Genomic DNA, 22,390 nt, shown 5'->3' on the forward strand with positions numbered 1-22,390 from the left:
CCGGTGAACGCGGCAGCGTGCAAGATCGTGAGGAGGGTTGTGGGCACGGGAACAGCGGGGAGCGAGATGTTTACTGGTCGTGCGTGGCGCGTGGCGAGGTTCGGCGCCCCGGAGAAGGCGATCGAACTTCAGGAACTGACCTGGCCCGAGCCGTCCCCGGGACAGGTGCTCATCCGGGTGCGAACCGCGGGTGCCGGGTATCCCGACGCGATGATGACGGCGGGAGAGTTTCCCCTGCTCGGCGACCCTCCGTTCGGGCTCGGCGAGGAGGCGGCCGGCGAGGTCGTCGCCGTACCGGCAGGCTCTCGGTTCACGGTGGGTGACCAGGTAATGGGTATCACCGAATTCCTCAACGGCTGGGGAGGGTACGCCGACTACGCCTACCTGAGAGAGGTATCGACCGTCCGGATCCCCGCAGGGATGACCGACGAGCAGGCCGGCGGGTTCCCGATCGGGTTTCGGACGGCGTACGCGGCTCTGGTCGAGCGCGCCCCGGTCGAGGCAGGGCAGACACTGCTGATCCTGGGCGCGGCCGGCAGCAGCGGCGCCACCGCCATTCAGCTGGGCAAGGCACTGGGCGCGACCGTGATCGCGGTGGCCGGCAGCGCCGAGAAGCTGGAGTTCTGCGTCCGGTACGGCGCGGACCACGGGGTGAACTACCGCACGCAGGACCTCACCGCTCGAATGGCCGAGATCACGAACGGACGAGGGGTGGACGTCATCTACGACCCGGTGGGTGGCGAGACCGCGGCCACGGCCATGCGGAGTCTCGTCCGCAACGGCCGGATCGCCGTCGTCGGCCTGGCCAGCGGCGCACCCGTGGCGCTGGATCCGATGCAGCTGATGCTGCGTAACCAGACAGTGGTCGGCGTGCTGTCCATGCCCCAGGAGGATCCGCAGGCGGAGGCCGCCATCTGGCAGCGCCTCGCCGACCTGGCCGAGCGGGGCGCCATCACCACGCCGGTGGGCACGGTTTACGGCTTCGACGAGATACCTCGGATGGTCGCGAACCAGACCGCGCCGGGGGCGGGCAAGTCCGTGGTCCGGGTCGCGGCGGCCTAGGCATCGCACCTAGGCGAGGCGGCGCACCTCGGCGGCCCGGCCGGAGTACCCGGCCCAGCCCTGCGCGGCCAACGCCTCCGCGCCGCCGGAGGCGAACGACAACCAGGCCGATCGGATCTCGGCGCCCCGGTCGGCCACCTCGGCCCAGCTCAGTCCGGCGAGCATCGGCGCGTTCGCCCACGCGGCCTCGTCGCCGAAGAGCAGGGGGAGATCGCTGCAGTGGCAGGCCCGGTACGGCGAGGTCGAGGCCGGCTCGTCGATGCGGTACGCGAAGACCCGGGCGCCCGCCCGGGCCAGCTGCCGGCCGAGCCGAAGGGTGGGCCGGGCGAAGACCGCCCGGGTGGCCAGGTCGATGACCGCGTTCTCGACGGCGCGTCCCAGCACGGGGACGCGCCGGGAGATCGGCCCGTCGGCCAGGAAATAGGCGATCTCCCGGCGGGTGCTGCCGAGCACCACCTCCAGGTCCTCCGCGCCCTCCGCGGTGGCGGCCCGCCAGCCCCGTACGTCCGGCAGCGGATCCGTGCCGGCGACCGGCCCGTACACCGGGGCCATGCCGAACCCGGTGCGTGCCGCCAGGTCACGTTCGGTCAGCTGCTGCGCGGCGATCACCTCCGCCGTCGACGCCTCCCACGGATCCCGTCCCAACCGGGTCAGGAAGCGCTCGGCCACCCGCCCGGCCAGGGCGGGGCTGCCCAGACCCAGACCGAGCGGCGGGCTCTGCAGCACGGCACGGCGGAACAGCGGGCGCGCCTGCGCCACACCCAGCAGGCAGGCCACCGCGTGCGCGCCCGACGACTGGCCCAGCACTGTGACGTTCTCCGGGTCGCCGCCCAGATCCGCGGCGTTGTCCCGTACCCAGCGCAGCGCCTCGATCTGGTCGAGGAGGCCGAGGTTGCCGGGGGAGACGCCGGGTGACCGCAGGTAGCCGAGCGCCCCGAGTCGATAGTTGACGCTCACCACCACCACGTCGCCCTCGCGGGCGAGCCGGTCGGTCCGGTAGCGGTCCCAGGAACCGGAGCCGGAACGGTACGAGCCGCCGTGCAACCAGACCAGCACCGGCCGCCGCGCCCGGTCGGCCGCCGGGGTCACGATCGTCAGATTCAGGCAGTCCTCCGACTGGAGGCCCAGCTCGGACATGCCGGCGGGCCCCACGGATCGGGCCGGTGGCTGCGGGCTGACCCCGCCGTGCTTCCGCGCGTCGCGTACCCCGGACCAGGGTTTCTCGGGCACCGGCGGGGCGAACCGCTCCGCGGTCGCGTACCGGACGCCGCGCAGGACCGTCAGTCCGCTCTCGCGTGCGCCGCGCAGCGTGCCGCCGCGCACGTCGACCAGTACTTCCTCCGCCGTGGGTGGGGCGTCGGGCCGAACGGAATCGACGCCGGCACCATCCTGCACGAACGCCTCGGACGTCACCGTGATCCCGCCTCTCTCGCAGCGCTGCGGGCCGGACGGCGACGACCCACCGGGAAGAACGCGCAACGGTAGCCCCGCGGGTCAGGCAGGCGACGAGGGCGTACGTCTCCGGGAGACGTACGCCATCGGACCGGCGTGGGTCAGGCAGGCGTCTTCTTGGTGGCTTTTCGCAGCCCGAGCAGGGCGATCGCGGCCAGCACGATGATGGCGACGGCGTACTCGTCGGTCGTCATCGGCAGGCCACCGCCGTAGACGACGAGGAAGCCCGCGATGACGGCGGGCACGCCGAGGCCGACGTAGCTGACGATGTAGAGCAGGGACAGGACGCTGGCGCGTTCGTGCGCCTCGGCCAGCGGCATGACCGTCTTGAAGCTGCCCTGGATACCGTTGCCGAAGCCGACGCCGCCCAGTGCCGCGCCGACGAAGAAGCCGACGACGAAGTCCGTCAGGACCGACACCAACGTGACGACCATGCCGAGGATGAGGGCGGTGATGCCGGTGAGCATGGTGGTTCGCGCGGACGCGTTGCGCAGCAGCAGGACGGCGATGGACGAGAGGCTGGCGAAGACGAAGAGGACCGCTCCACCGGCCACGATCGAGGTTGGCCCGAGGGCGCGCACGAGCGCGGGGCTGAGGGCGCCGTAGAAGCCGGCCAGCGCCCAGACGGCGAAGAGCACCGGGGCCACCACGAGCACCGGCCCGCGTACGCTGCGGGGCAGCTTGATCTCGGGCCGTAGGCTGCGCAGCGCGCCCGCCATCGGCGTGACGGTCTCCGGCATCAGCACGATCCCGATGCCCTGGATCAGCAGGATCACGAGCAGGACGATGTACACGAGTCGGGTGGGCGCGGGCAGGAACTGGATGAACAACGCCGACAGCAGCGCGCCGGTGCCGGTGCCGATGCCCGGTGAGAACGAGTTCGCGAGCGTGCCGCGGGCGCGGTCGATGTCGAGCATGGCGGCGCCCACGGCACCGGTGACGGCGCCTGTCGCGAGCCCCTGCACGATGCGGGCGGCCAGCAGCGTGGGTACGCCGTTCGCGAAGACGAAGATGATCAGCGCGATCACCTCGACCATGATCGCGACGAGCAGCACCGGTCGCCGTCCGACATGGTCCGACAGCTTGCCGAACGTGAGCAGGGATCCCAGCACCGCGACGGCGTAGACGGCGAAGATCGTCGTGGTCGTGATCTGCGAGAAGTGCCAGTGCGCCTGGTAGATGCCGTAGAGCGGGGTCGGGGCGGACGAGGCGGCCAGGAACGACACGAGGATCGAGGCGAGCAGGACCAGGGAGGCGTTCGGTGCGAGACGAGCCCGCCCGGCGATGCTCATGCTCGCTCCTCGAATGAACTGCGGGCTGCCCGCCCGACCGGCCCGGATCTCGGGGTACGCAGGGACGGCGGATACCCGCTGCGCCCAGTCGTACGCCGACGAGCCCTACGAGGTGCGGTCGATCAGAAGAGGGTCGCCGGCCCGACCGGAATCGGCGTGGGCAGCGGCGAGAGCCCGGGCACCCGGGTCCGTACCTCGTCATGGAACCGCCGCGCGAGCAGCGGCGCGTCGGCGTTGTCCGGGGTGTGGACGAAGAAGGTGGGGGAGCGGCCCTCCCGCAGCCACCCGGCGACGATCTCGACCCAGCGCTGCCAGCCCTCGACCGTGCGTGCGGAGTCGTCGCGCCCGAGGTAGCGGACGATCGGCCGGTCGGTCAGCGCGACGGATCGGAGCGACACCCGGGGCTTCTTGACCCACGCGTCCCGTTCCGCGTCGCTGGTCGGCGGGCTCTGGAAGAACGTGGTGGTGTCGAACGGCACCCATTCGGCGGCCACCGTGGTGAGTGTTTCCTCAAGGAGGCGCGCCGAGCGGGGGTCGTCGAAGAACGCGGGGTGACGGACCTCCACGGCGTACCGGTGGGAGTCGGGGAGCCGGCGCAGGAAACGGGCGAGCACGGGCACGTCGGTGGGGCCGAACGATCCCGGCAGTTGGATCCAGAGGGCGTGGGCTCGCGGGCCGAGTGGTTCGATGGCCTCGAGGAACCCGCGCAGCGCGTCGCCGACGTCACCGAGCCGGCGTTCGTGCGTGATGAGCTTCGGCAGCTTGACCACGAACCGGAAGTCCGGGTCGGTCTGCTCGGCCCACGACGCGACGCTCTCCCGAGCGGGCGTCGCGTAGAACGTGGTGTTTCCCTCGACGGCGTCACACCAGCCGGCGTAGTGCCGCAGGCGCTCTTCCGCGGGCAGGGGATGTGCCAGGAACCGGCCCTGCCACGCCCGGTGCGACCACATCGCGCAACCCACGTGAAGACGCAAGGCTTCCCACCTCTCCGGTAGACCGAAAACCGCCGGTCCGCCCGCTCACCGGGACGTCGGCGGCCGCCGGAAACGGTATACGGCGAGGCTCAGCGGTCTCCTCGACGGCCGGCGCCGACCCGGCCGGTCCGTTTGCCGTCGATGGCTGCGGGTAGCCACGCATCTCCGCTTCGGGAAGGACGGGTGATGGCCGAGCTCAGTTTCTACGACAAGGTGGCCGACCGGGCGGGCGTCCCGGAGGTGACGGCCCGCGCGCTGACCGAGGCCACCCTGCGTACGCTCGCCGAACGGATCAGTGGCGCCGAGGCGGGCGCGCTGGCCGGCCACGTGGCGCACGAGCTTCGCCCGCTGCTGGCCCGGACCGCGCCGGAGGAGCCCGAGGTGTTCGGGTACGACGAGTTCCTGCGCCGGGTCACCGAGCGCGCCCAGGTGAGCCCTCTGATCGCCGAGCAGGGCGCCGGCGCCGTCCTGCAGACCCTGCACCGCGTGGTCGGGCACCGGGAGTTCCTGGAGGCGCTGGCGCAGCTGCCCACGGAGATCCAGGCCCTGGCCGAGCCCGTGCCGCACACGCCCTGACCTGTCGGTACGTCACTTGGGCAGCACCTCGATCATCCGGCGCAGGGTCTGCTCGTAGCCCTCGGGACCGCCCAGACGCTGGAAGCTGGACAGCGTGATCGTGAACGTGCCCGGGGCGGCGATCAGGACGGCCTGCCCCTCGATGTCCTTGACCGCGACGTAGCCCTTGCCGCCCTGGTCGATGTCGGTCACCTTCTGGTAGATCTGGTCGGCCTGCTGGCGCTGGTAGTCGTACGTCATCTCGCCCGCGGTCCTGGACGCGGTGGTGATGGTCGCCGTCGCCACGCCGTTGCCGTCGCCGAAGAGGCAGTTGCCCTGGTCGACCATCGGCTGGCCGACGAGCTCGGATACCTGGTCGGCGGTGAACGGGCACTTGGGCGGGGCGGCGTCACCCGCGTCGCCGAGGTCGGCGAGGTCGCCGCCGTCGATCGGGGCGTCGATGTCTGCGCCCGGATCCGCGTTGGTGGAGTCGGGGCTGTCGCAGCCCACCAGTACGAGGGCGGCCACGCAGAGCGCGGGCACGATCATTCGGCGCATGGGATTGACTCCGTTCTACCTGCTCGGAACCGTGTCCGCCGGCCGGCCCTGCGGGCTCTGGCACCGGAACGGCGGGTCGCGTCACTGACGGTACGGACGCGGGCCACCCGGGGAATCCGGTGTTTCCCTAGCTTTCGAACCCTCCTGACCCGCGTCAGGCGGTCGGCGTCCGACGCGATCGTCAACCACTGGTTGACGGGGCGGGTGCGTCAACCTAGAGTTGACGCATGACCAATCCTGATCCTGTCCCGATGGACATCCCAGTACGCCTCGACGACCTGATCCAGGCGATCAAGAAAGCGCGCAGCGAGCCGCTGGAGCAGCTCAGCGATGCGGTCCTCGTGGGGGACCACCTCGGTGAGGTGGCCGACCACCTGATCGGGCACTTCGTGGACCAGGCCCGCCGCGCGGGTGCCTCCTGGACGGAAATCGGCCGCAGCATGGGCGTCAGCAAGCAGGCGGCCCAGAAGCGGTTCGTCGCCAAGGACGCGGCACTCGACCCGCAGCAGGGCTTCAGCCGCTACACCCCGCGCGCCCGCAACGTGGTGGTGACGGCGCAGACCGAGACGCGCGCCAGCGGGCACGCCGAGATCCGGCCGGAGCACATCGTGCTGGGGCTGCTCAGCGAGCCGGAGGCGCTCGCCGCGAAGGCGATCGTCGCGCAGGGCATCACCCTGGAGCAGGTGCGCGAGGCGGCCACCGCCGCGCTGCCGGCGCCCTCGTCCGAGGAACTCCCCGCCCTCATCCCCTTCGACGCGCAGGCCAAGAAGGCACTGGAGCTGACCTTCCGCGAGGCGTTGCGGCTGGGGCACAACTACATCGGCACCGAGCACATCCTGCTCGCGCTGCTGGAGCTGGAGAACGGCAGCGGCGTGCTGGCCGGCCTCGGCGTCGACAAAGCCGCCGCCGAGGCCGACATCGCCGCGGCGCTCGAGGAGATCACGCGGAACCGGGCCTGACCGGCAGGGTCAGGAAGCGGTGGGGAAGCCGTACCGGGCCGCGTGCTCCGGGTCGGCCGGGTCGATCTGGCGGATGCCGGCGTCGGCGAGGCGCTTGTTGACCTCGTCGAGCTGCTCCCGCACCAGGCGGGCCTCCTCCTCGGTCACCCGGCCCCGGTGCGGCTTCCCGGCGTGCTCGATGGTCCCGTAGTCGAGCCGCTCCACGCTCTTGCGCGCCTTCGGCGGACGCACCCGCTCGGCGGTCTTGAGCAACTGTGCCATCGGCGTGTCGGTCGCCATCGCGTCGAACTCGCTGGCGGTGAGCACCACCCGGCGCGGCTCGCCGTCGGGCTGGTCGTAGACCTCGACCACCGCCACGTCCAGGGCGGCGTCGTCGATGCTCTCCACCTCGACCGGGGTGGCCTCCAACTGCACGGGCCCGGCGACCAGGTCGGGATGCTCCAGCACCACGATGCGGACCACCTCGTCCTCCGGCCGCAGAACGGTGCCGCTGAAGTCGGAGACACGGATCGTCTTCTTGCCCATGCGCGGAGCTACTCCTGTCGTCGGCCGGATTCGAGACCAGAAGACGTTACCCGACAGGTGTGCGAAAGCCGGGGGTGGACGGACCCGTGTGTCGCCGCTCGCGTCGTCAGCGGCCGTCCCGGCCGTGCCGCGCGGACGCCCCGGCGGGCAGCTCGTTCAGCTCGGCCCAGCCCAGTGCCCGATCCGGGTCACCGCATCCCCGCACGCCGCGGTACGGCGGCTGCGCCGGGAATCTCGCCCCGGCGTTCCAGGCGGGCTCGGTCTCCTGCTGGTGCCGGTCCTTCGGCTGATTCGGCATGACCTCACCGTCCCAGAGAAAGGTGTCAATGCATGGAAGTGGATGTGACGTACGGAGCCGACGCCGGGTTCCGCTGTGCGGTGAGGAATCCGGCCCGATCCTGAGCACGCACCACGTCCGCCCACCCCGCCCCGGCGTACGGTGATCGGCGACGAGGCCCGCTGACCGGGCGCCCGGACAGTGAGCCGGGCACCGCCGGGCAGGAACGGATCACGGAGGTGGCGGCGTGCTGGACCGGCGGCTCCACCTGCACCTGGCGACCTGGCTCGGGCAGTGGCCGGCCGGCCCGGGCCTGCACGTGGTGTCCTCGCAGCGTCGCGCCCACCCGGCCTGGGACGGTCGGCTCCGGCCCGCCGTCGCGGTCAGCACCGGGCGCAGCACCGTGCTCTCCGTAGCGCCGGATCGGGTCGCGCGGGTGCGCGCGCTCGCCGACCTTCCGCCGGATCGGCTGGTCCCGGCGCTGCCCGCGGCCGTCGGCCTGCCCGACTGGGCCACCCACGACGGCCCGTTCCGATGGAGCCTGGCCCCCGCGCCGCTACCGGACGTCGGGGAGTGGATCCCGTCCACCTCGCCCGGGCTGCCGCCGTGGCTGCGGCTCTTCGACGACGACGTGCTGGTGGTCCGCGCCGCCGACGGCCGCTACCTGGCCGGGGCGGGTGTGAAGCGGCACGACGCGTACGGCCACGAGCTGGCCGTCGGCACGGTGCCGGAGGCTCAGGGCCGGGGACTGGCCCGGCGACTCGTCGCCCAGGCTGCCCGGCGGGTGCTCGACGAGGGGGCGGTGCCCACCTACCTGCATGAGCGGAGCAATCATGCGTCGGCACGGGTGGCCGATGCCGCCGGCTTTCCGGACCGCGGCTGGCGGTCGTTCGGGGTGTACCCGCGCTGAGTCCGGAGCGGCACGACCGCTGCGGGTGCGGTGGTGTGCCGGGCCGAGGCCGAATTGGCGCGGACCGTGGATCCCGGGCCGGATCCACGGTCCGCAGCCTCCCCCCAGGTCCCCGTAGGCGCGACTCGCGCGCATGGCCGGTCGCGTCTTCCGCTGGTCACGCTACGTATCGAATGCCTCCGGGGCAAGACGCCTCGCGCCGGTTCGACGTGTCGAATTGTGGACTTGACCTGGAAGGAAGTCGGTTTGGCGGGGGCGGGCAGTCGTGACGCAGCGTGCCGGTGAGGGAGCGGGCCGGGTCCTGGTTCAGCCGGCCAGACCGAGTGCCTCGGCGGCCGCGCGACCGTTGGCGTGGCTCGCTCCGTACGTGGTGACGAAGGCGCGCACCCCGGCCGGGCGCCACTGCGCCGGCCAGCCCATCTCGACCACGGTCACCGGATGTACGGCGGCCAGCGCGGTGATCAGCTCCGGACCTCCGGGAAGCTGATGCAGGCGGCGACCGACCAGCACGATCGGCCGGTCCCCGGCGAGGTGGCGCAGGGCGGCCGGGTCGGTCTCGGCCGCGACCACGCGGACCTCCTCCGTGTCGGCCAGGTGCGGGCCGAGACCCCAGGGCACCCGGCCCTCGGCGATGGTGGACGCGGCGTGCAGTTGGACCACCAACGGCCGAACCAGGTCGGTGAGCACTCCGTCGATCTTTACGGCGCGCCGGGCCGCCGCGTACCCCAGGTCGGTGCCGCCGCCGGTCGGGACGCGGGTCGCGGCCCGGGTCCAGGCGGCGAGCGTGGCGGCGCGTCCGGCCGCCTGCTCGACCCGGGCCCGGTCCAGCCGCCCGTCACCGAGTGCCTCGACGATCTCGGCGGCGACCTGTTCGACGAGTTCGGCGTCGACCTTCGCGCCGATGCAGAGCAGGTCCGCGCCCGCGGCGAGGGCCCGGACGGCCGCCGGCCCGACACCACCGGCTGCGATCGAGGCGCCCTTCATCTCGAGCGCGTCGGTGATGACGGCGCCGGTGAAGCCGTACTCGGTGCGGAGCAGGTCGACCAGGACCTCGCGGCTGAAGGTGGCCGGGCCGGCGCCGGTCAGCGCCGGCACCCGGATGTGCGCGGTCATGACGGCCTGGGCGCCCGCGGCGATCACGGCGGCGAACGGTGGCAGGTCACGGCGGCGCAGCACGTCGACCGGGACGTCGACGGTGGGCAGTTCGTGGTGCGAGTCGGTGACCGTCGCGCCGTGTCCCGGAAAGTGCTTGGCGCAGGCCGCGACACCGGTGGCCTGGAGGCCGGCCACGGCGGCGGCGGAGTGCGCGGCTACCCGGAGCGGGTCGGCGCCGAAGGAGCGGGTGCCGATCACGGGGTTCTCGTCGGCGGTGTTCACGTCGACGGTGGGGGCGAGGTCGACGGTGATGCCGAGCTCCGCCAGCTCTGCGCCGATCGCCTCGTAGACGCGCCGGGTCAGCGCGACGTCGCCGATCGCGCCGAGTGCGGCGTTGCCCGGGTACGGGCTGCCGGTGGCGTGGGCCAGGCGGGTGACATCCCCGCCCTCCTCGTCGATGGCGATCAGTACGTCCGCCCGCCCCTCCCGCAGAGCCGCCGTGGTCGCCGCGAGCTGCGCCGGGTCGTGCACGTTGGTGCCGAACAGGGTGTGCCCGGCCAGACCCTCGGCCAGCAGGTCGACCGCCCAGTCGGGCGGGACCGGCCCCGGGTACGCGGCCAGCAGCGTGCCGAGCGCGAGCCGGCGAAGTCCTGGATCCAGCCCCACTGATCTCCCCCTTCGGTGCCGCACGGCGCGGCGTCGTACCGGTGCTTCCGGCCGTCCCGCCCGCGCAGCCCTGCCGGGTCGACCGAGTACTCCGGGTCCGGGTGGCCGATACGCTACGGCTACCCATTTTCCAGGTTGGTTTACAGTTAGCAAAGTTTACTGAACTAGAGGACTGGCATGAGTGCGACGCGGCTGCCCGGCACCCCCCGCCTGTTGCGGGCGCTCAACGACCGTGCGGCGCTGGAACTGCTGCTCGAACGGGGACCGTTGACCCGCGCCCGGCTCGGCGAGCTGACCGGGCTGTCGAAGGTGACCGCCTCGCAGCTGGTCGAACGCCTGGAGGAGCGCGGGCTGGTCACCCGGGTCGGCGAGCAGGCCGGCGGGCGGGGACCGAACGCCCAGCTCTACGCCGTACGGCCGGGCAGCGCGCACGTGGTCGGCGTGGACGTCGGCCCGGACCGGGTGGTGGCCGCCTGTGCCGACATCACCGGCACGGTCATCGGCCGGGTGGAACAGTCCACCCGGGACACCGACGACCCGGTGGGTGTGGTGCACAACGCCGTGGTCCAGGTCGCCGGCAGCGCTCAGGCGCAGCTGTCCAGCGTACGGAGGGTCGTCCTCGGCACGCCGGGTCTGGTCGACCCGGGCACCGGGGACATCACGTTCGCGTTCAACCTGCCGCGCTGGCACCGGGGTCTGCTCGCCGCCCTGCGTGAGGACCTGCACACCCCGGTCGTCTTCGAGAACGACGTGAACCTCGCCGCGGTCGCCGAGGCTCAGTCCGGCGCGGCCCAGGGCCTGTCGGACTTCGTCCTGGTCTGGGTCGGCGCGGGCGTCGGTCAGGCGATCATGCTGGGTGGGCGGCTGCACCACGGCAGCAGCGGCGCGGCCGGCGAGATCGGCTACCTCCCGGTGCCCGGCGTCCCGATCCCGCGCGACGTTGCCCGGCGGGCCAAGCCCGCGTTCCAACGGCTCGTCGACGCGGACGCGGTCCGGGCCGTGGCGCGGGAGAACGGCTTCACTGTCGGCAACGCCGCCGACGCGGTTCGCGCCGCGATCGAGGCCGGCGCCGAGGGCGGCCCGGTGCTCGACGAACTGGCCCGCCGGCTCGCGTTGGGCGTGGCCAGCACCTGCGTGGTGCTGGACCCGCCGCTCGTCGTGCTCGCCGGTGAGGTCGGTCAGGCCGGCGGGGCGGCCCTCGCCGACCGGGTGCAGCAGGAGGTCGCGGACATCTCGCTGGTGCGCCCCCGGGTGGTGCCGACCGGGTTGACCGAGGAGCCGATCCTGCAGGGCGCGCTGCGTACCGCGCTGGACGCAGTCCGCGACGAGGTCTTCGGATCCACAGTGGGCTGACCGACCCCGGCATGCCCACACCCGCGAGGGTGCGGGCATGCCGAGGTCGGTCATGTGAAGGAATTCTTCACGACGCAGTCAGCGCCTGCAAGGCGTTGCCTCTGCGGTGGGAAGCCCCCGCCTTCGTGGCTCAGATCAGATCCCGGCGGCGGAACACGCTGAACGCGGCCACGGCCAGCAGTGCGGTCAGGCCGAGCAGCACGGCCAGCGCGGGCTGCCAGGTCAGCGCGTAGACCCGCTCGCAGAAGCCGCTGGCGGAGGCGCAGGCCGACGCGTCCCAGAACTCGAGGCGGCCGGAGAGCCACGCGCCCACGTGGCTGGAGAGCATGAACCGGTCCGGATGGGCGGTGTCGACGATCTCCATCACCAGACGCGCGCCGAGCTCCCAGACCACCGCGTACGCGGCCACCGTGCCGAGCGCCGCCGACGTGTGCCGACCGAGTGTGGCGAGCGCGAAGCCGAGCACGCTGGTGAGCAGCACCAGCACCAACCCGCGGGCGTGCACGGCGCCGAGACCGGCCCAGAACGCGCCGTCGAGCTGGCCGGGGAGCCCGGCCGACTGCCCGATCACCCAGAACGTGGCGAGGTACACGAGCGAAGCGAGCAGGGACAGCCCGAGCACGGCGCCCATCAGCGTGCCCAGCTTCGTGCCGAGCACCGTCATCCGCCGCGGTCGCCAGAGCAGCAGGTTCACCACGCCACCCGAGTTGAGGTCGGCACCGACGTAGGAGGCGCCGACCAGGAAGCCGAAGAGCGCCAGGAAGGCGATCAGGAAGTAGAGGAGCGGCTCGGCCTGCTGCGAGAAGACGAACACGCCGGGAAGGAAGTCGGTCGCCACGGGGAGCCGGTCCTGGAGCACCGGGTCGAACTCACTGCAGTCGGCCGGGAAGTCCTCCTGCTCCGAGCCGGGCGGAAGGTTCCCGTTCACCTGGGCCACGCAGCGCTGGTAGACCTCATCCATCTGGCGTCGGCTCTCGGCTGCCTGAGTTCGGGCGTCGGTCAGCTCCGCGGCGGTGGGCTGGTGCGAGCCGGCTAGGGTCGTCGACGCGGTGACCCCGAAGGCCAGCACCAGCAGGACGAGCATGAGCTGGACGAAGCGGCGAGCCCCCAGCCGCTCCAACTCGGCACGGACCAGGTTCACGCGTTGTCTCCTCTGACCTCGCCGACCCCGGCGTCCATCTCCATCACCCTGTGGTGCGGACCCGAGCCGTCCACCTGACGAGGCACCTCCGGGTGCGCGCCGTCGCCGGTCAGCTCCAGGAACACGCTCTCCAGGTCCGGTCGCAGCGAGGTCAGCTCGCGCACCCACAGCCCCTGCTCACCGAGCAGTCGGCTGATCCTCGTCGGGTCGTCCACCTGACCGACCACGAGATGGTCGGAGTACACGTCCACCGGCAGGCCGCCGGCGCGCAGCAGCTCCGCGGCACGCTCCGGCTCGGCCACCCGCACCAGGAACTCGTGCCGGTCGAAGCCGGCGAGCACCTCGTCCACCCGCCCCGACGCCACCCGGCGGCCCCGCGAGATGATCGTGACGTGGTCGCAGATCAGCTGGATCTCGGCGAGGATGTGGCTGGAGATCAACACGGTGACCCCGGCATCGGCCAGCGACCGCGTCAGATCTCGCATCTCCCGGATGCCGGCCGGGTCGAGGCCGTTGGCCGGCTCGTCGAGGATGAGCAGCTCCGGGTTCTTGAGCAGTGCCGAGGCCACCGCCAGTCGCTGCTTCATGCCGAGCGAGTAGCCCTTCACCCGCTCGTCGCCCCGATCGTGCAGGCCCACCTGCTCCAGCGCCTCGTCCACCCGGCTCACCGGCACTCCGCCGGCGAGGGCGAGCAGCCGCAGCGTCCGGTAGCCGGTGAAGTTGCCGAAGAACTGCGGACTCTCCACGATCGCCCCGACCCGCCCGGCCACCTGCGCCAGGCGCGTGGGGGACGGAGCGCCGAGCACGCTCATCCGCCCCCCGTCGGCCCGGACCAGTCCGAGGAGAGCACGCAGGGTGGTGGTCTTGCCCGACCCGTTCGGGCCGAGGAAGCCGTGGACCTCACCCGGCCCGACCGTCAGGTCGAAGCCGTCGACGGCCACCTGCCGGCCGTGCCGCACGCTGTTGAAGGTCTTACGCAGACCCTCGATCTCGATGACCGCGCTCATCCGCGCGGTTTCCTGTTCCGAACCGGCATGAACCGTCCTTCAGTATTGGTGACCAACGCCACGGCGCCTCACCCTATGGCCGGCCGCCCGCCCATGGGGGGCGCCACGGCCGTGCGTGGTTGGATGGACGGGTGACTGGTGACCTGATCCCCGGCGCCGCCGGCGCCACCCCCGCCGCCGCTCCCGTGGACCCGGATCTGGTGGTCAGCCTCGACGGCGTCGGCGTTCGCCGCTCCGGCACCGCGCTGTTGCAGGATCTGAGCTGGCGGGTCGAGCTGGACGAGCGCTGGGTGGTGCTCGGCCCGAACGGCGCCGGTAAGACGACCCTGCTCAACCTCGCCTCCGGCCGGCTGCATCCGACCAACGGCGTCGCCCACGTACTCGGTGAGCGGATCGGGCGGACCGACCTCAACGAACTACGCACGCGCATCGGGCTCACCACCGCGGCCCTGGCGGAACGGGTGCCGGCCGAAGAGCGGGTCAGCGACGTGGTCGTCACCGCCGCCTGGTCGGTGGTCGGCCGCTGGCGGGAGAGCTACGACCGCACCGACGAGGCCCGCGCCCGCGCGCTGCTCGGGCAGCTCGGCGTCGGTCACCTCGCCGACCGCGTGTACGGCACCCTCTCCGACGGCGAACGCAAGCGCGTGCAGATCGCCCGCGCGCTCATGACCGACCCGGAACTGCTGCTGCTCGACGAGCCGGCCGCCGGGCTCGACCTGGGCGGGCGCGAGGACCTGGTCGCGCGGCTCTCCGAGCTGGCGTACGACCCGGACGCCCCCGCGATGGTGCTGGTCACGCACCACGTCGAGGAGATCCCGCCGGGCTTCACCCACGCGCTGCTGCTGCGCGAGGGGGGCGTGGTGGCACAGGGCCTGCTCGACGAGACGCTGACCGGCGACAACCTCTCCAAGACCTTCGGTCTGCCGCTGATCGTGCAGCGTTCCGGCGACCGGTACACCGCCCGGGCTGCCTGACGCCCACCCCGCCGAGTCGAGACAGGAGGCGCCGGTGGCGCAGACCCGGGTGGCCGTGGTCGGCAGCGCGAACATGGACCTGGTGGCGATGGCGCCGGCCCTGCCTCGACCCGGGGAGACCCTGCTCGGCAGCGACTTCGTGATGGTGCCCGGCGGCAAGGGCGCCAACCAGGCCATCGCGGCCGCGCGCGCGGGCGCGTCCTGCGCCTTCCTCGGGGCGATCGGCTCCGACTCGTTCGGGGTCACACTGAAGGCCCGGATCAGCGCGGCCGGTGTGGACACCGGGCACCTGCGGGTGGTGTACGGCACCTCCGGCGTCGCCCTGGTCATGGTCAACGCGGCGGGCGAGAACGCGATCCTGGTGACCCCGGGCGCCAACGACGCGCTGACGGGCCTCACCGACGAGGAGCTGAGCACCGTACGCGCCGCCGATGTGCTGGTGGCCCAGCTGGAGATTCCGGTGGAGACGGTGACCGAGGCGGCGGTCGCCGCCCGCGCCGCCGGCACGCGGGTCGTCGTCAACGCCGCGCCGGCCCGGCCCCTCCCCGACGAGCTGCTGGCCGCCGTGGACGTGCTGGTGGTCAACGAGCGCGAGGCGCACGCGCTGACCGGGCGGGGCCGGGACGCACCGCAGGCGCTGCTGGAGCTCACCCCGAGGGCGGTGCTCACCCTCGGCGCCGAGGGTGTCTGGTACGGCGACCGGGACGGCACGGTGGTGCACGTACCCCCGGTCAAGGTGGACACCGTGGACTCGACGGCCGCGGGGGACGCGTTCACCGCGGCGCTGGCCGTGGGCTGGGGCGAGGGCCGGGATCTGGTGGATGCCGTGCGTTGGGCGGCGGCGGCCGGGGCGGCGTGTGCCCGCCGGCTCGGCGCCTCCGTGGCGCTGCCCTTCCGAGCCGAGATCGACGAACTCTACGCGTCCGCCTGAACCTCGCCACCGTCGGCCGTCGACGCTCCCGCGACCGCCCGGAACGCCCGCCGGTACGCCGACGGTGAGGTACGCATGGCCCGGCCGAAGTGGTGGCGGTAGGTGACCGGGGAGTCGAAGCCCACCGTCGCAGCGATCTCCTCTACCGGTACGTCGGTCGTCTCGAGCAGCGCCAGGCTGGCGCGCACCCGCTGGTCGATCAACCACCGGATCGGGCTCGTTCCGGTGGCTCGCGCGAAGTGCCGAAGGTAGGTGCGGGTGGACATGTGCGCCTGCCGTGCCAGCCGGGCGACGGTCAGCGGCTCGCTGAGGTGCGCCAGCGCCCAGGTGAGACTGCCGGCGATCCGGTCGTCGTCCGGATCGGGCGGCACCGGCGCCTCGATGAACTGGGCCTGCCCACCGTCCCGGTGCGGCTGGATGACGAGCCGGCGGGCGACCGCGTTGGCGATCGCCGCGCCGTGGTCACGCCGGACCAGGTGTACGCAGAGGTCCAGGCCGGCCGCGCTGCCTGCGCTGGTGAGCAGGTCACCCTCGTCGAGGTAGAGCACGTCAGGGTGCACCCGCACAGCCGGGTACCTGCGAGCCAGCAGGTCCGCGTACTGCCAGTGGGTGGTGGCCCGTCGGCCGTCGAGCAGGCCGGCACCGGCCAGCGCGAACGCCCCCGAGCAGATGGACACGATCCGGGCACCACCCCGGTGCGCCCGGCGCAGCGCAGCGACCAGTTCCGGCGACGGGTCGGCTGTCACGTCCGGTACCCCGGGGACGATCACCGTCCGCGCCTGCGCCAGCACGTCGAGGCCGTACGGAGTGTCCAGAGTGGCGCCACCGACCACCGGCACCGGGCCGGGCCGCTCCGCGCACACCCTGAGGTCGTACCACTCGACGTCCAGCTCCGGTCTGGGTAGCCCGAACACCTCGGTCACGATGCCCGTCTCGAAGACCGACATACCCGGGTACGCGAGGACCCCCACGCTCCGGTCCGCCCTCTCCGCGGCACGCGGGCGAGGGGCGGGGTGGATCGGGACGGGCAGGCGAACCATGGCGGGATGTTAGCGCAGGACGGCGTTACCGCCACTCGTCCCGCGCGCCGTCCACGCGCAGGATCGGTGCCATGACGTACACCTTCGCCGTTCCGGCGGCCGACCAGGTCACCGCCACCACCCACTTCCTCGCCCGGCTGAGCTTCGAGACCGATGTCAGCGACGTGTACGCGGACCTCACCGCCGGGATCCCGGGGCTGGTGGTGGTCGACTCCCGCGGGACGGCCGCGTGGACGCAGGGGCACCTGCCGGGCGCGGTGCACCTGCCGACCGCCGAGATCGCCACGCTCGCGGCCGAGGCCGTGCCGGTCGGCGCCACGGTCGTCACCTACTGCTGGGGCCCCGGCTGCAACGGCGCCACCCGCGCCGCCCTGGAGTTCGCGCGGCTCGGCTATCCGGTGAAGGAGATGCTCGGCGGCTACGAATACTGGGTGCGGGAAGGGCTGCCGGTGGTGACGGGTACGGGGCTGACCCGGCGGTCGGTCGACGAGTTGACCGCACCCCGGTCCACGGTCAGCTGCGACTGCTAACCGGCCGGGTCCGCCTCATCGGTGAGCTTCTCATCCCGGCGGCGCAGCATGCCCAGGCCGGGGATGCCGGCGACGGCGAGCTTCAGGTCGCGGGTGACGTCGAGCAGGTCGTGCAGGTCCGGGCCGACCCGGTCCAGGGTGGCCAGGATCGGCAGGATGTCCGCGGTCAGGTGCTCGCGCAACTTGGGTAGTTCGTCCACGAGCCGGATGGCGGCGGTCACCTCCTCATGGCTGAGCTGCTCGACGAAACGCGTCGCCATCGGCGCCGCCCGGCGCAGCGCCGGCTCGTACGTCGTCATCAGCTCGGCCGCGGTGGCCGCCGTCTCCGCCCCGGTGGTCACCGCGGCCGCCGCTCGCGCGGCCACCGAATCCGCCTCGCTCACCACGGTGGCGGCCTTGCCGGCCACCTGCTCCGCCTGCCCGACCACGAGGGCGGCGCGGCCGGCGACCTCGGTCGCCGTTTCGAGCACCTGGTCGGTGCGGTCCAGGGTCTGTTCGATCCGGTCCACCACCCCGTTGATCCGGGTCAGCAGCGCCTCGACGCCGTCGAGCACGGCGAACGCGCGGGCGGGCACGGCCGCGAACGAGGCGGCCGAATCGCGCGCCTGGTCGAGGGCGGAGCGGGTGAGGCCGAGGACGGACGACGGCCGGGGCAGCGGAATCACCATGGCAACCAGTGTGCGTCGCCGGTGCCCGTACCGCCGCCGGCCGGCTGCCGCGGGCCGCCCGTCAGCGCCGGTCGTTGTGCTGCTCGACGGCTCGCTGCACGGCCCGGTAGATCTGGCCGAACCGCAGCGCGTCGGGAGTGCGCACCAGCAGTTCCTCATGGCCGTGGTGCTGCACCCAGAGCTCGTGGACCTGGCTACCCCGTTCGTACAAGCGGTCCAACCAGCCGAGCGGAACCTCCAGGAACGGGGTCAACGCGACCGCGCCCACCACGCAACCACCGAGGATGAGCAGGGCGAGTGTCCATTCGCCGCGGTCCTGCGCGGACCAGACCAGCGACACGACGCAGAGCAGCGCCACGAGCGGGGGCAGCGACAACAGCAGGACCAGGACGCCGCGTCCGAGCACCCGACCCCGTACGGCGAGCGTCGTCCGACCCCGGGCGTGCCAGACGTACGTGACGTCGGCGAGAGCGATGACGCGACCACCCGAACGGATCGACTCGGAGGTCACCTGCACGGCCTCGTCCCGGTAATAGACCGCCATCACTCAGCCTAACCACTTCCCGGCAAGACGCCACGTCCCGCCGTTGGCCGCGAGGTGTGTGGTGTTCGGATGCTTTAGAGCTGAGTCGTTGACGACATCAGCGCCGAGGGGGCCGCGAGCCACCATCGGGACGAATCGCCGCACCTTGCTGGCTGGCTATGTTCTCCGTGGCGGACCTGGGACGACGACCAGCAGACCAGCAGACCAGCCGACCCGCCGTGCCCGGCGATCCGCCGTGTCCGCCGATCCGCCGTGCCCGGCGATCCGCCGTGTCCGCCGATCCGCCGTGCCCGGCGATTCGCGGTGCCCGCCGATTCGCGGTGCCCGCCGGCCCGCCGTGCCAGCCGGCCCCCCGTCCCAGTCGGCCCCCCGTCCCAGTCGGCCCCCCGTCCCAGTCGGCCCCCCGTGCCAGCCGGCCGCCGACCATCCGTGCCGGCCGATCCGCCGTGCCCGCCGATTCGCGGTGCCAGTTTGGCGGCCGACCAGCCGGGGCGGCCGGCCCGCCGTCCCGGCCGATCCGCCGTCCCGGCAGATCCGCCGTGCCCGCCGTGCCGGCCGGCCGCCGACCAGCCGTGCCGGCCGGCCGCCGACCAGCCGTGCCGGCCGGCCGCCGACCAGCCGACCAGCCAGCGAGCGGGCCCGCGGCCCGCGGTGCGGGCGCTCGGGGCCGACGTTCCAGGGCAGTGCCCGTGCCGGTGCTTCGCGCTGGAGGCGGGCTGTTCCTGAGCCGTCGTGTAAATGAGCGCTCGCTGTTCTTGTGTCGCCGCGGTTCCGGGCCGTCGCCGCTGGTGTTGCCGTCGTTGCCGCTGCGGTGAGTCGTTCAAGTCATCAGCTCCAAAGCAGTCGAGGTAGAAGTCCTTCCTGCCGGGGCCCACGGGTGTTGCGTCGTCGTTCCGCACGGAGGCCGCACAGCTGGCATGGCCACGCTGGCGCGGCAGCAGCCGAGGCGGGGCAGAACACGCGCCGGGACGTGTAGCGTCGCGGCATGGCTGAGCAGTCGGCGACCGCAGACCCTACTGCCGAGCAGGCGCGCAACGTCGAGGTGGTTCGGCGGTACCTGCGTACCTTCGTCACCAAGGACCTGGCCGAGCTGCGCGCGGTGATCGCGGAGGACGTGCAGATCTATGGCTCCGGCACGGCGGTGCGGGGCCGGCACTACGTGGAGCAGGCCGTCGCCTCGCCCGGGCTCACCGTGGTCGACCTGGAGCTCGTCGAGATCTTCCCCGCCGGCGACCGGGTCACCGTGTCACTCGCCCTGACCTACCGCCGGGACGCCACCGGTGCGACTGCGGTGCAGAGCGCGTGCAAGATGTACCGGCTGGCCGGGGGCCGGATCGTGCAGTTCTGGGGCGAGCAGGATCTCTACGGACTGCTGCGCGGCCTCGACATGCTGCCGGACGTGCCGATCCGTTTCTAGTTCCGCCGTCCGCGACTGCGTACCGGGCGGGCGGCCGCCCGGGCGGCTGCCCTGGTGGCTCCCGGCGGCGGCGCCTGCTCGACCGCCCGCTGCACGGCGCGGTAGATCTGACCGAACCGGAGCGCGTCACCGGTGCGCAACAGCAGGACGTGCCGGCCCCGGCAGCGCACCCAGAGTTCCCGTTGGCGGCTGCCCCGGGCGTAGGAGCGGTCCAGGTACTCGAAGAGGAAGTCGGCGACCGGCCCGACGGCGAGCCCGACCAGCACCGAGGCGCCGACGATCGCGATGGTGACGGTGGGGGAGCGGTCCAGCCAGAGGGCCAGCCCGACTCCCAGGACGGCCGCCGCCAGCGGGCCGGCCATCGCCGCGCCGAGTGCGCCCCGGCCCGCGAGGACCCGCCAGGAGCGGCTGCCCCGCCGGTGCCAGACCATGCTGATCTCGGCGAGCGGGTAGACACGGTCGTCAACCCGGATGGCGGTCGAGGTGACCTGCACCGACCTGTCGTCGTAGTACGTCGTCATCGCTGGACTCCCGGCCCCGGGGCTGATACCAGACTACGTACCAAACGAGCGTGGCCGTATCGTTGGCACGCGACTTCGACGAGGAAGTGAGGGCGGCGTGAGCGAGTTCGTGCGTCTGGAGACCAAGGACGGCATCGGCACCATCCGGCTGGATCGGCCGCCGATGAACGCGCTGAACAAGCAGGTCCAGGAGGAGTTGCGCGCCGCCGCCACCGAGGCCTCCGCCGACCCCGAGGTCCGCGCAGTGATCGTGTACGGCGGGGAGAAGGTCTTCGCCGCGGGCGCGGACATCAAGGAGATGGCCGACATGTCCTACGTGGACATGGCGGCTCGGGCCGCCGATCTCTCCAGTGCGCTCGGCGTGTTCGCCCGCATTCCCAAGCCGGTGGTGGCCGCGATCACGGGGTACGCGCTCGGCGGCGGGTGTGAGCTGGCCCTGGCCTGCGACTGGCGGGTCGTCGCCGAGGACGCGAAGCTCGGCCAGCCGGAGATCAAGCTGGGCATCATCCCGGGCGCCGGCGGCACCCAGCGGCTGGCCCGCCTGGTCGGCCCGGCCCGGGCCAAGGAACTAGTCATGTCCGGCCGGATGGTCGACGCCGAGGAGGCGCTGCGGATCGGTCTGGCCGATCGGGTCGCGCCGGCCGCCGAGGTCTACTCGACCGCGGTCGAGATGGTCCGCCCGTACGTGCACGGTCCGAGCCAGGCGCTGCGCGCGGCGAAGCTGGCCGTCGACGGTGGCCTGGACATGGACCTGAACTCGGGCCTGGCCTGGGAGAGTCAGCTCTTCGCCGCGCTCTTCGCCACCGACGACCGGCGCGAGGGCATGGCCGCCTTCGTCGAGAAGCGCAAGCCGGACTTCACCGGCCGCTGAGCGGCGCACCGGCCGGGTGTGGCGAGCGCTCGCCCGGCCGGTCAGATCCAGCCGCGGCGGACCGCCTCCATGCCGGCCTGGAACCGGGTCTCGGCGCCGACCATCGTCATGAGCCGGTGCACGTGCCGGTGCACCGTTCGTACGCTCCAGCCGAGGGTGCGGGCGATCCGCTCGTCGGTGGCGCCGCCGGCCAGCAAACCGATCAGCTCGGTGTCCCGGTCGGAAAGTTGGCCCGGGTGACTCTCGGCAATCAGCTCGACGGCGTCCGGGTGGTCGGCGCCGCTGCGGTTCACCACGGCGCGGTTGATCGCGACGGCCCGTTCCCAGAGCGCCTCGAACAGCTCGCAGACCGCGTCCAGCAGCGACGACGGGTGGACCAGGTACGCGGCGTCGGCCAACTGCCCGCCTGTCATGACGGGGATCAGCGCGAGCCGGTTGTCGCTCAGCATCATCTTCATCGGCACGTTGCTGGCGACCCGGGCGCGTTCGCCGCTCTGGATGCCGCGCCAGATCTCCGCCATCCGCCCGGGTATCGCCAGCGCCGACCGGTCGTAGATCACCCGGTAGGTCAGCCCACGGTTGGCGAGCTGGTGGGCCTCCTCGGTGTTGCCGCTGACCGGATTGTCGAGGTACGGCGGCCGGTCCAGCCCGCGGATCTGCACGCGCGCCTCCCGCTGGAGCCGTACCAGGGTGGCGCGCAGGTTGGCCGGACCCTCGATCACCTCGACGAGTTCCGCCGGGTGGCGGCCGGTGCCGTCGTGTTGCCGCAGCTCCTTGGCCAGTTGGTCGGCATGGGTACGCAGCCGAAGCAGGTCGCGCTCCCGTTCGGCGATCAGGACGGTGGCCACCTGGTCGGGAGGCGTCGCCGCGTACCGGGTGGGACGGCCGGAGAGTCGGCTGGCCAGGCCGCGGTCGACCAGCCGGCCGAGCGTACGGGTCAGCTGCGCCCGGGACAGCGCGACGTCGCCGAGGAGGTCCCCGGCCGTCGCCTGTCGACGCCGGGTCAGCGCCTCGTAGACGTGCTCCTCGGCCTCCGAGACGCCCACCACATGCCACATCCGAAGCCTC

At 72.7% G+C, this 22,390-nt stretch carries 24 protein-coding genes; 10 read left to right on the top strand and 14 right to left on the bottom strand.

What is annotated here, in order from left to right:
- Nucleotides 1-66: 66 nt before the first annotated feature.
- Nucleotides 67-1,062: a quinone oxidoreductase family protein gene (locus tag BXA10_RS11980; RefSeq protein ID WP_084752643.1), complete on the top strand. Its 996-nt coding sequence runs from the start codon at nucleotides 67-69 to the stop codon at nucleotides 1,060-1,062.
- A 9-nt stretch (nucleotides 1,063-1,071) separates the two neighbouring features.
- Here BXA10_RS11980 and BXA10_RS11985 read toward each other — a convergent pair whose 3' ends face one another.
- The 3 genes from BXA10_RS11985 to BXA10_RS11995 all read right to left on the bottom strand — a co-directional run bounded on the left by BXA10_RS11985 (nucleotide 1,072) and on the right by BXA10_RS11995 (nucleotide 4,756).
- Entirely contained in the window at nucleotides 1,072-2,475 is a 1,404-nt protein-coding gene (locus BXA10_RS11985; protein WP_175649181.1) for a carboxylesterase family protein, read from the bottom strand.
- Nucleotides 2,476-2,615: 140 nt separating this feature from the next.
- Entirely contained in the window at nucleotides 2,616-3,806 is a 1,191-nt protein-coding gene (locus BXA10_RS11990) for an MFS transporter (protein WP_076470391.1), read from the bottom strand.
- Nucleotides 3,807-3,928: 122 nt separating this feature from the next.
- Nucleotides 3,929-4,756, bottom strand: a complete 828-nt coding sequence (locus tag BXA10_RS11995; protein WP_217696763.1) for a DUF72 domain-containing protein — start codon at nucleotides 4,754-4,756, stop codon at nucleotides 3,929-3,931.
- A 210-nt stretch (nucleotides 4,757-4,966) separates the two neighbouring features.
- Between BXA10_RS11995 and BXA10_RS12000 the strand changes: the two genes are divergently transcribed.
- Nucleotides 4,967-5,356 carry a DUF2267 domain-containing protein gene (locus tag BXA10_RS12000; RefSeq protein WP_076470393.1) on the top strand — a complete coding sequence of 130 codons (390 nt, stop codon included), beginning with the start codon at nucleotides 4,967-4,969 and terminating at the stop codon, nucleotides 5,354-5,356.
- Nucleotides 5,357-5,368: 12 nt separating this feature from the next.
- Here the strand turns inward: BXA10_RS12000 and BXA10_RS12005 are convergent, their stop codons facing one another.
- On the bottom strand, nucleotides 5,369-5,893 hold the full coding sequence (locus tag BXA10_RS12005) for a hypothetical protein (protein ID WP_076470394.1): 525 nt from the start codon (nucleotides 5,891-5,893) through the stop codon (nucleotides 5,369-5,371).
- 227 nt (nucleotides 5,894-6,120) lie between these two features.
- Between BXA10_RS12005 and BXA10_RS12010 the strand changes: the two genes are divergently transcribed.
- On the top strand, nucleotides 6,121-6,852 hold the full coding sequence (locus BXA10_RS12010) for a Clp protease N-terminal domain-containing protein (RefSeq protein ID WP_076470395.1): 732 nt from the start codon (nucleotides 6,121-6,123) through the stop codon (nucleotides 6,850-6,852).
- Between the two features lie 9 nt (nucleotides 6,853-6,861).
- Here BXA10_RS12010 and BXA10_RS12015 read toward each other — a convergent pair whose 3' ends face one another.
- Both BXA10_RS12015 and BXA10_RS12020 read right to left on the bottom strand, forming a co-directional pair.
- The gene (locus BXA10_RS12015) at nucleotides 6,862-7,377 is read right to left on the bottom strand and encodes a hypothetical protein (protein WP_076470396.1); all 516 of its coding nucleotides are present in this window, start codon (nucleotides 7,375-7,377) and stop codon (nucleotides 6,862-6,864) included.
- A gap of 106 nt (nucleotides 7,378-7,483) precedes the next feature.
- Nucleotides 7,484-7,675, bottom strand: a complete 192-nt coding sequence (locus BXA10_RS12020; protein ID WP_076470397.1) for a hypothetical protein — start codon at nucleotides 7,673-7,675, stop codon at nucleotides 7,484-7,486.
- 226 nt (nucleotides 7,676-7,901) lie between these two features.
- On the opposite strand from BXA10_RS12020, the gene BXA10_RS12025 reads away from it, so the two are divergent.
- A complete protein-coding gene (locus tag BXA10_RS12025; protein WP_076470398.1) occupies nucleotides 7,902-8,564 on the top strand; it encodes a GNAT family N-acetyltransferase in 663 nt (220 codons plus the stop codon).
- A gap of 306 nt (nucleotides 8,565-8,870) precedes the next feature.
- On the opposite strand, the gene BXA10_RS12030 is transcribed toward BXA10_RS12025, so the two are convergent.
- The gene (locus tag BXA10_RS12030; protein ID WP_076470399.1) at nucleotides 8,871-10,325 is read right to left on the bottom strand and encodes a glycoside hydrolase family 3 N-terminal domain-containing protein; all 1,455 of its coding nucleotides are present in this window, start codon (nucleotides 10,323-10,325) and stop codon (nucleotides 8,871-8,873) included.
- A gap of 177 nt (nucleotides 10,326-10,502) precedes the next feature.
- Between BXA10_RS12030 and BXA10_RS12035 the strand changes: the two genes are divergently transcribed.
- Complete coding sequence (locus BXA10_RS12035) at nucleotides 10,503-11,678, top strand: ROK family transcriptional regulator (RefSeq protein ID WP_076470400.1); 1,176 nt, start codon at nucleotides 10,503-10,505, stop codon at nucleotides 11,676-11,678.
- A 130-nt stretch (nucleotides 11,679-11,808) separates the two neighbouring features.
- Here the strand turns inward: BXA10_RS12035 and BXA10_RS12040 are convergent, their stop codons facing one another.
- Together BXA10_RS12040 and BXA10_RS12045 are read right to left on the bottom strand one after the other, a co-directional pair.
- Entirely contained in the window at nucleotides 11,809-12,819 is a 1,011-nt protein-coding gene (locus tag BXA10_RS12040) for an ABC transporter permease subunit (protein ID WP_076470401.1), read from the bottom strand.
- Nucleotides 12,816-13,826, bottom strand: a complete 1,011-nt coding sequence (locus BXA10_RS12045) for an ABC transporter ATP-binding protein (protein WP_076470402.1) — start codon at nucleotides 13,824-13,826, stop codon at nucleotides 12,816-12,818. The genes BXA10_RS12040 and BXA10_RS12045 overlap by 4 nt, the downstream gene beginning before the upstream one ends.
- Nucleotides 13,827-13,957: 131 nt before the next feature.
- Here BXA10_RS12045 and BXA10_RS12050 point away from each other — a divergent pair, with 131 nt between their 5' ends.
- Together BXA10_RS12050 and BXA10_RS12055 are read left to right on the top strand one after the other, a co-directional pair.
- On the top strand, nucleotides 13,958-14,800 hold the full coding sequence (locus BXA10_RS12050) for an ABC transporter ATP-binding protein (RefSeq protein ID WP_076470403.1): 843 nt from the start codon (nucleotides 13,958-13,960) through the stop codon (nucleotides 14,798-14,800).
- 34 nt (nucleotides 14,801-14,834) lie between these two features.
- Nucleotides 14,835-15,731, top strand: a complete 897-nt coding sequence (locus BXA10_RS12055) for a ribokinase (protein WP_076470404.1) — start codon at nucleotides 14,835-14,837, stop codon at nucleotides 15,729-15,731.
- On the opposite strand, the gene ftrA is transcribed toward BXA10_RS12055, so the two are convergent.
- Nucleotides 15,716-16,771 carry a transcriptional regulator FtrA gene (gene ftrA, locus BXA10_RS12060; protein WP_076470405.1) on the bottom strand — a complete coding sequence of 352 codons (1,056 nt, stop codon included), beginning with the start codon at nucleotides 16,769-16,771 and terminating at the stop codon, nucleotides 15,716-15,718. The genes BXA10_RS12055 and ftrA overlap by 16 nt on opposite strands.
- 71 nt (nucleotides 16,772-16,842) lie before the next feature.
- On the opposite strand from ftrA, the gene BXA10_RS12065 reads away from it, so the two are divergent.
- Complete coding sequence (locus BXA10_RS12065) at nucleotides 16,843-17,301, top strand: rhodanese-like domain-containing protein (protein WP_175649183.1); 459 nt, start codon at nucleotides 16,843-16,845, stop codon at nucleotides 17,299-17,301.
- On the opposite strand, the gene BXA10_RS12070 is transcribed toward BXA10_RS12065, so the two are convergent.
- Nucleotides 17,298-17,969, bottom strand: coding sequence for a hypothetical protein (locus BXA10_RS12070; RefSeq protein ID WP_076470407.1), 672 nt, complete (start codon nucleotides 17,967-17,969; stop codon nucleotides 17,298-17,300). The two genes, BXA10_RS12065 and BXA10_RS12070, sit on opposite strands and share 4 nt — an antisense overlap.
- Nucleotides 17,970-18,030: 61 nt before the next feature.
- On the bottom strand, nucleotides 18,031-18,513 hold the full coding sequence (locus BXA10_RS12075; RefSeq protein WP_076470408.1) for a DUF6232 family protein: 483 nt from the start codon (nucleotides 18,511-18,513) through the stop codon (nucleotides 18,031-18,033).
- A gap of 985 nt (nucleotides 18,514-19,498) precedes the next feature.
- Here BXA10_RS12075 and BXA10_RS12080 point away from each other — a divergent pair.
- On the top strand, nucleotides 19,499-19,930 hold the full coding sequence (locus BXA10_RS12080) for a nuclear transport factor 2 family protein (RefSeq protein WP_076470409.1): 432 nt from the start codon (nucleotides 19,499-19,501) through the stop codon (nucleotides 19,928-19,930).
- On the opposite strand, the gene BXA10_RS12085 is transcribed toward BXA10_RS12080, so the two are convergent.
- Nucleotides 19,927-20,451, bottom strand: a complete 525-nt coding sequence (locus BXA10_RS12085; protein ID WP_076470410.1) for a DUF6232 family protein — start codon at nucleotides 20,449-20,451, stop codon at nucleotides 19,927-19,929. The genes BXA10_RS12080 and BXA10_RS12085 overlap by 4 nt on opposite strands.
- Before the next feature lie 97 nt (nucleotides 20,452-20,548).
- On the opposite strand from BXA10_RS12085, the gene BXA10_RS12090 reads away from it, so the two are divergent.
- On the top strand, nucleotides 20,549-21,322 hold the full coding sequence (locus BXA10_RS12090; RefSeq protein WP_076470411.1) for an enoyl-CoA hydratase/isomerase family protein: 774 nt from the start codon (nucleotides 20,549-20,551) through the stop codon (nucleotides 21,320-21,322).
- A 41-nt stretch (nucleotides 21,323-21,363) separates the two neighbouring features.
- On the opposite strand, the gene BXA10_RS12095 is transcribed toward BXA10_RS12090, so the two are convergent.
- Entirely contained in the window at nucleotides 21,364-22,380 is a 1,017-nt protein-coding gene (locus tag BXA10_RS12095; protein WP_076470412.1) for a helix-turn-helix transcriptional regulator, read from the bottom strand.
- Between the last annotated feature and the right edge of the window lie 10 nt (nucleotides 22,381-22,390).

It is taken from the genome of Micromonospora avicenniae, from assembly GCF_900156065.1.
Classification (GTDB): Bacteria; Actinomycetota; Actinomycetes; order Mycobacteriales; family Micromonosporaceae; genus Micromonospora; species Micromonospora avicenniae.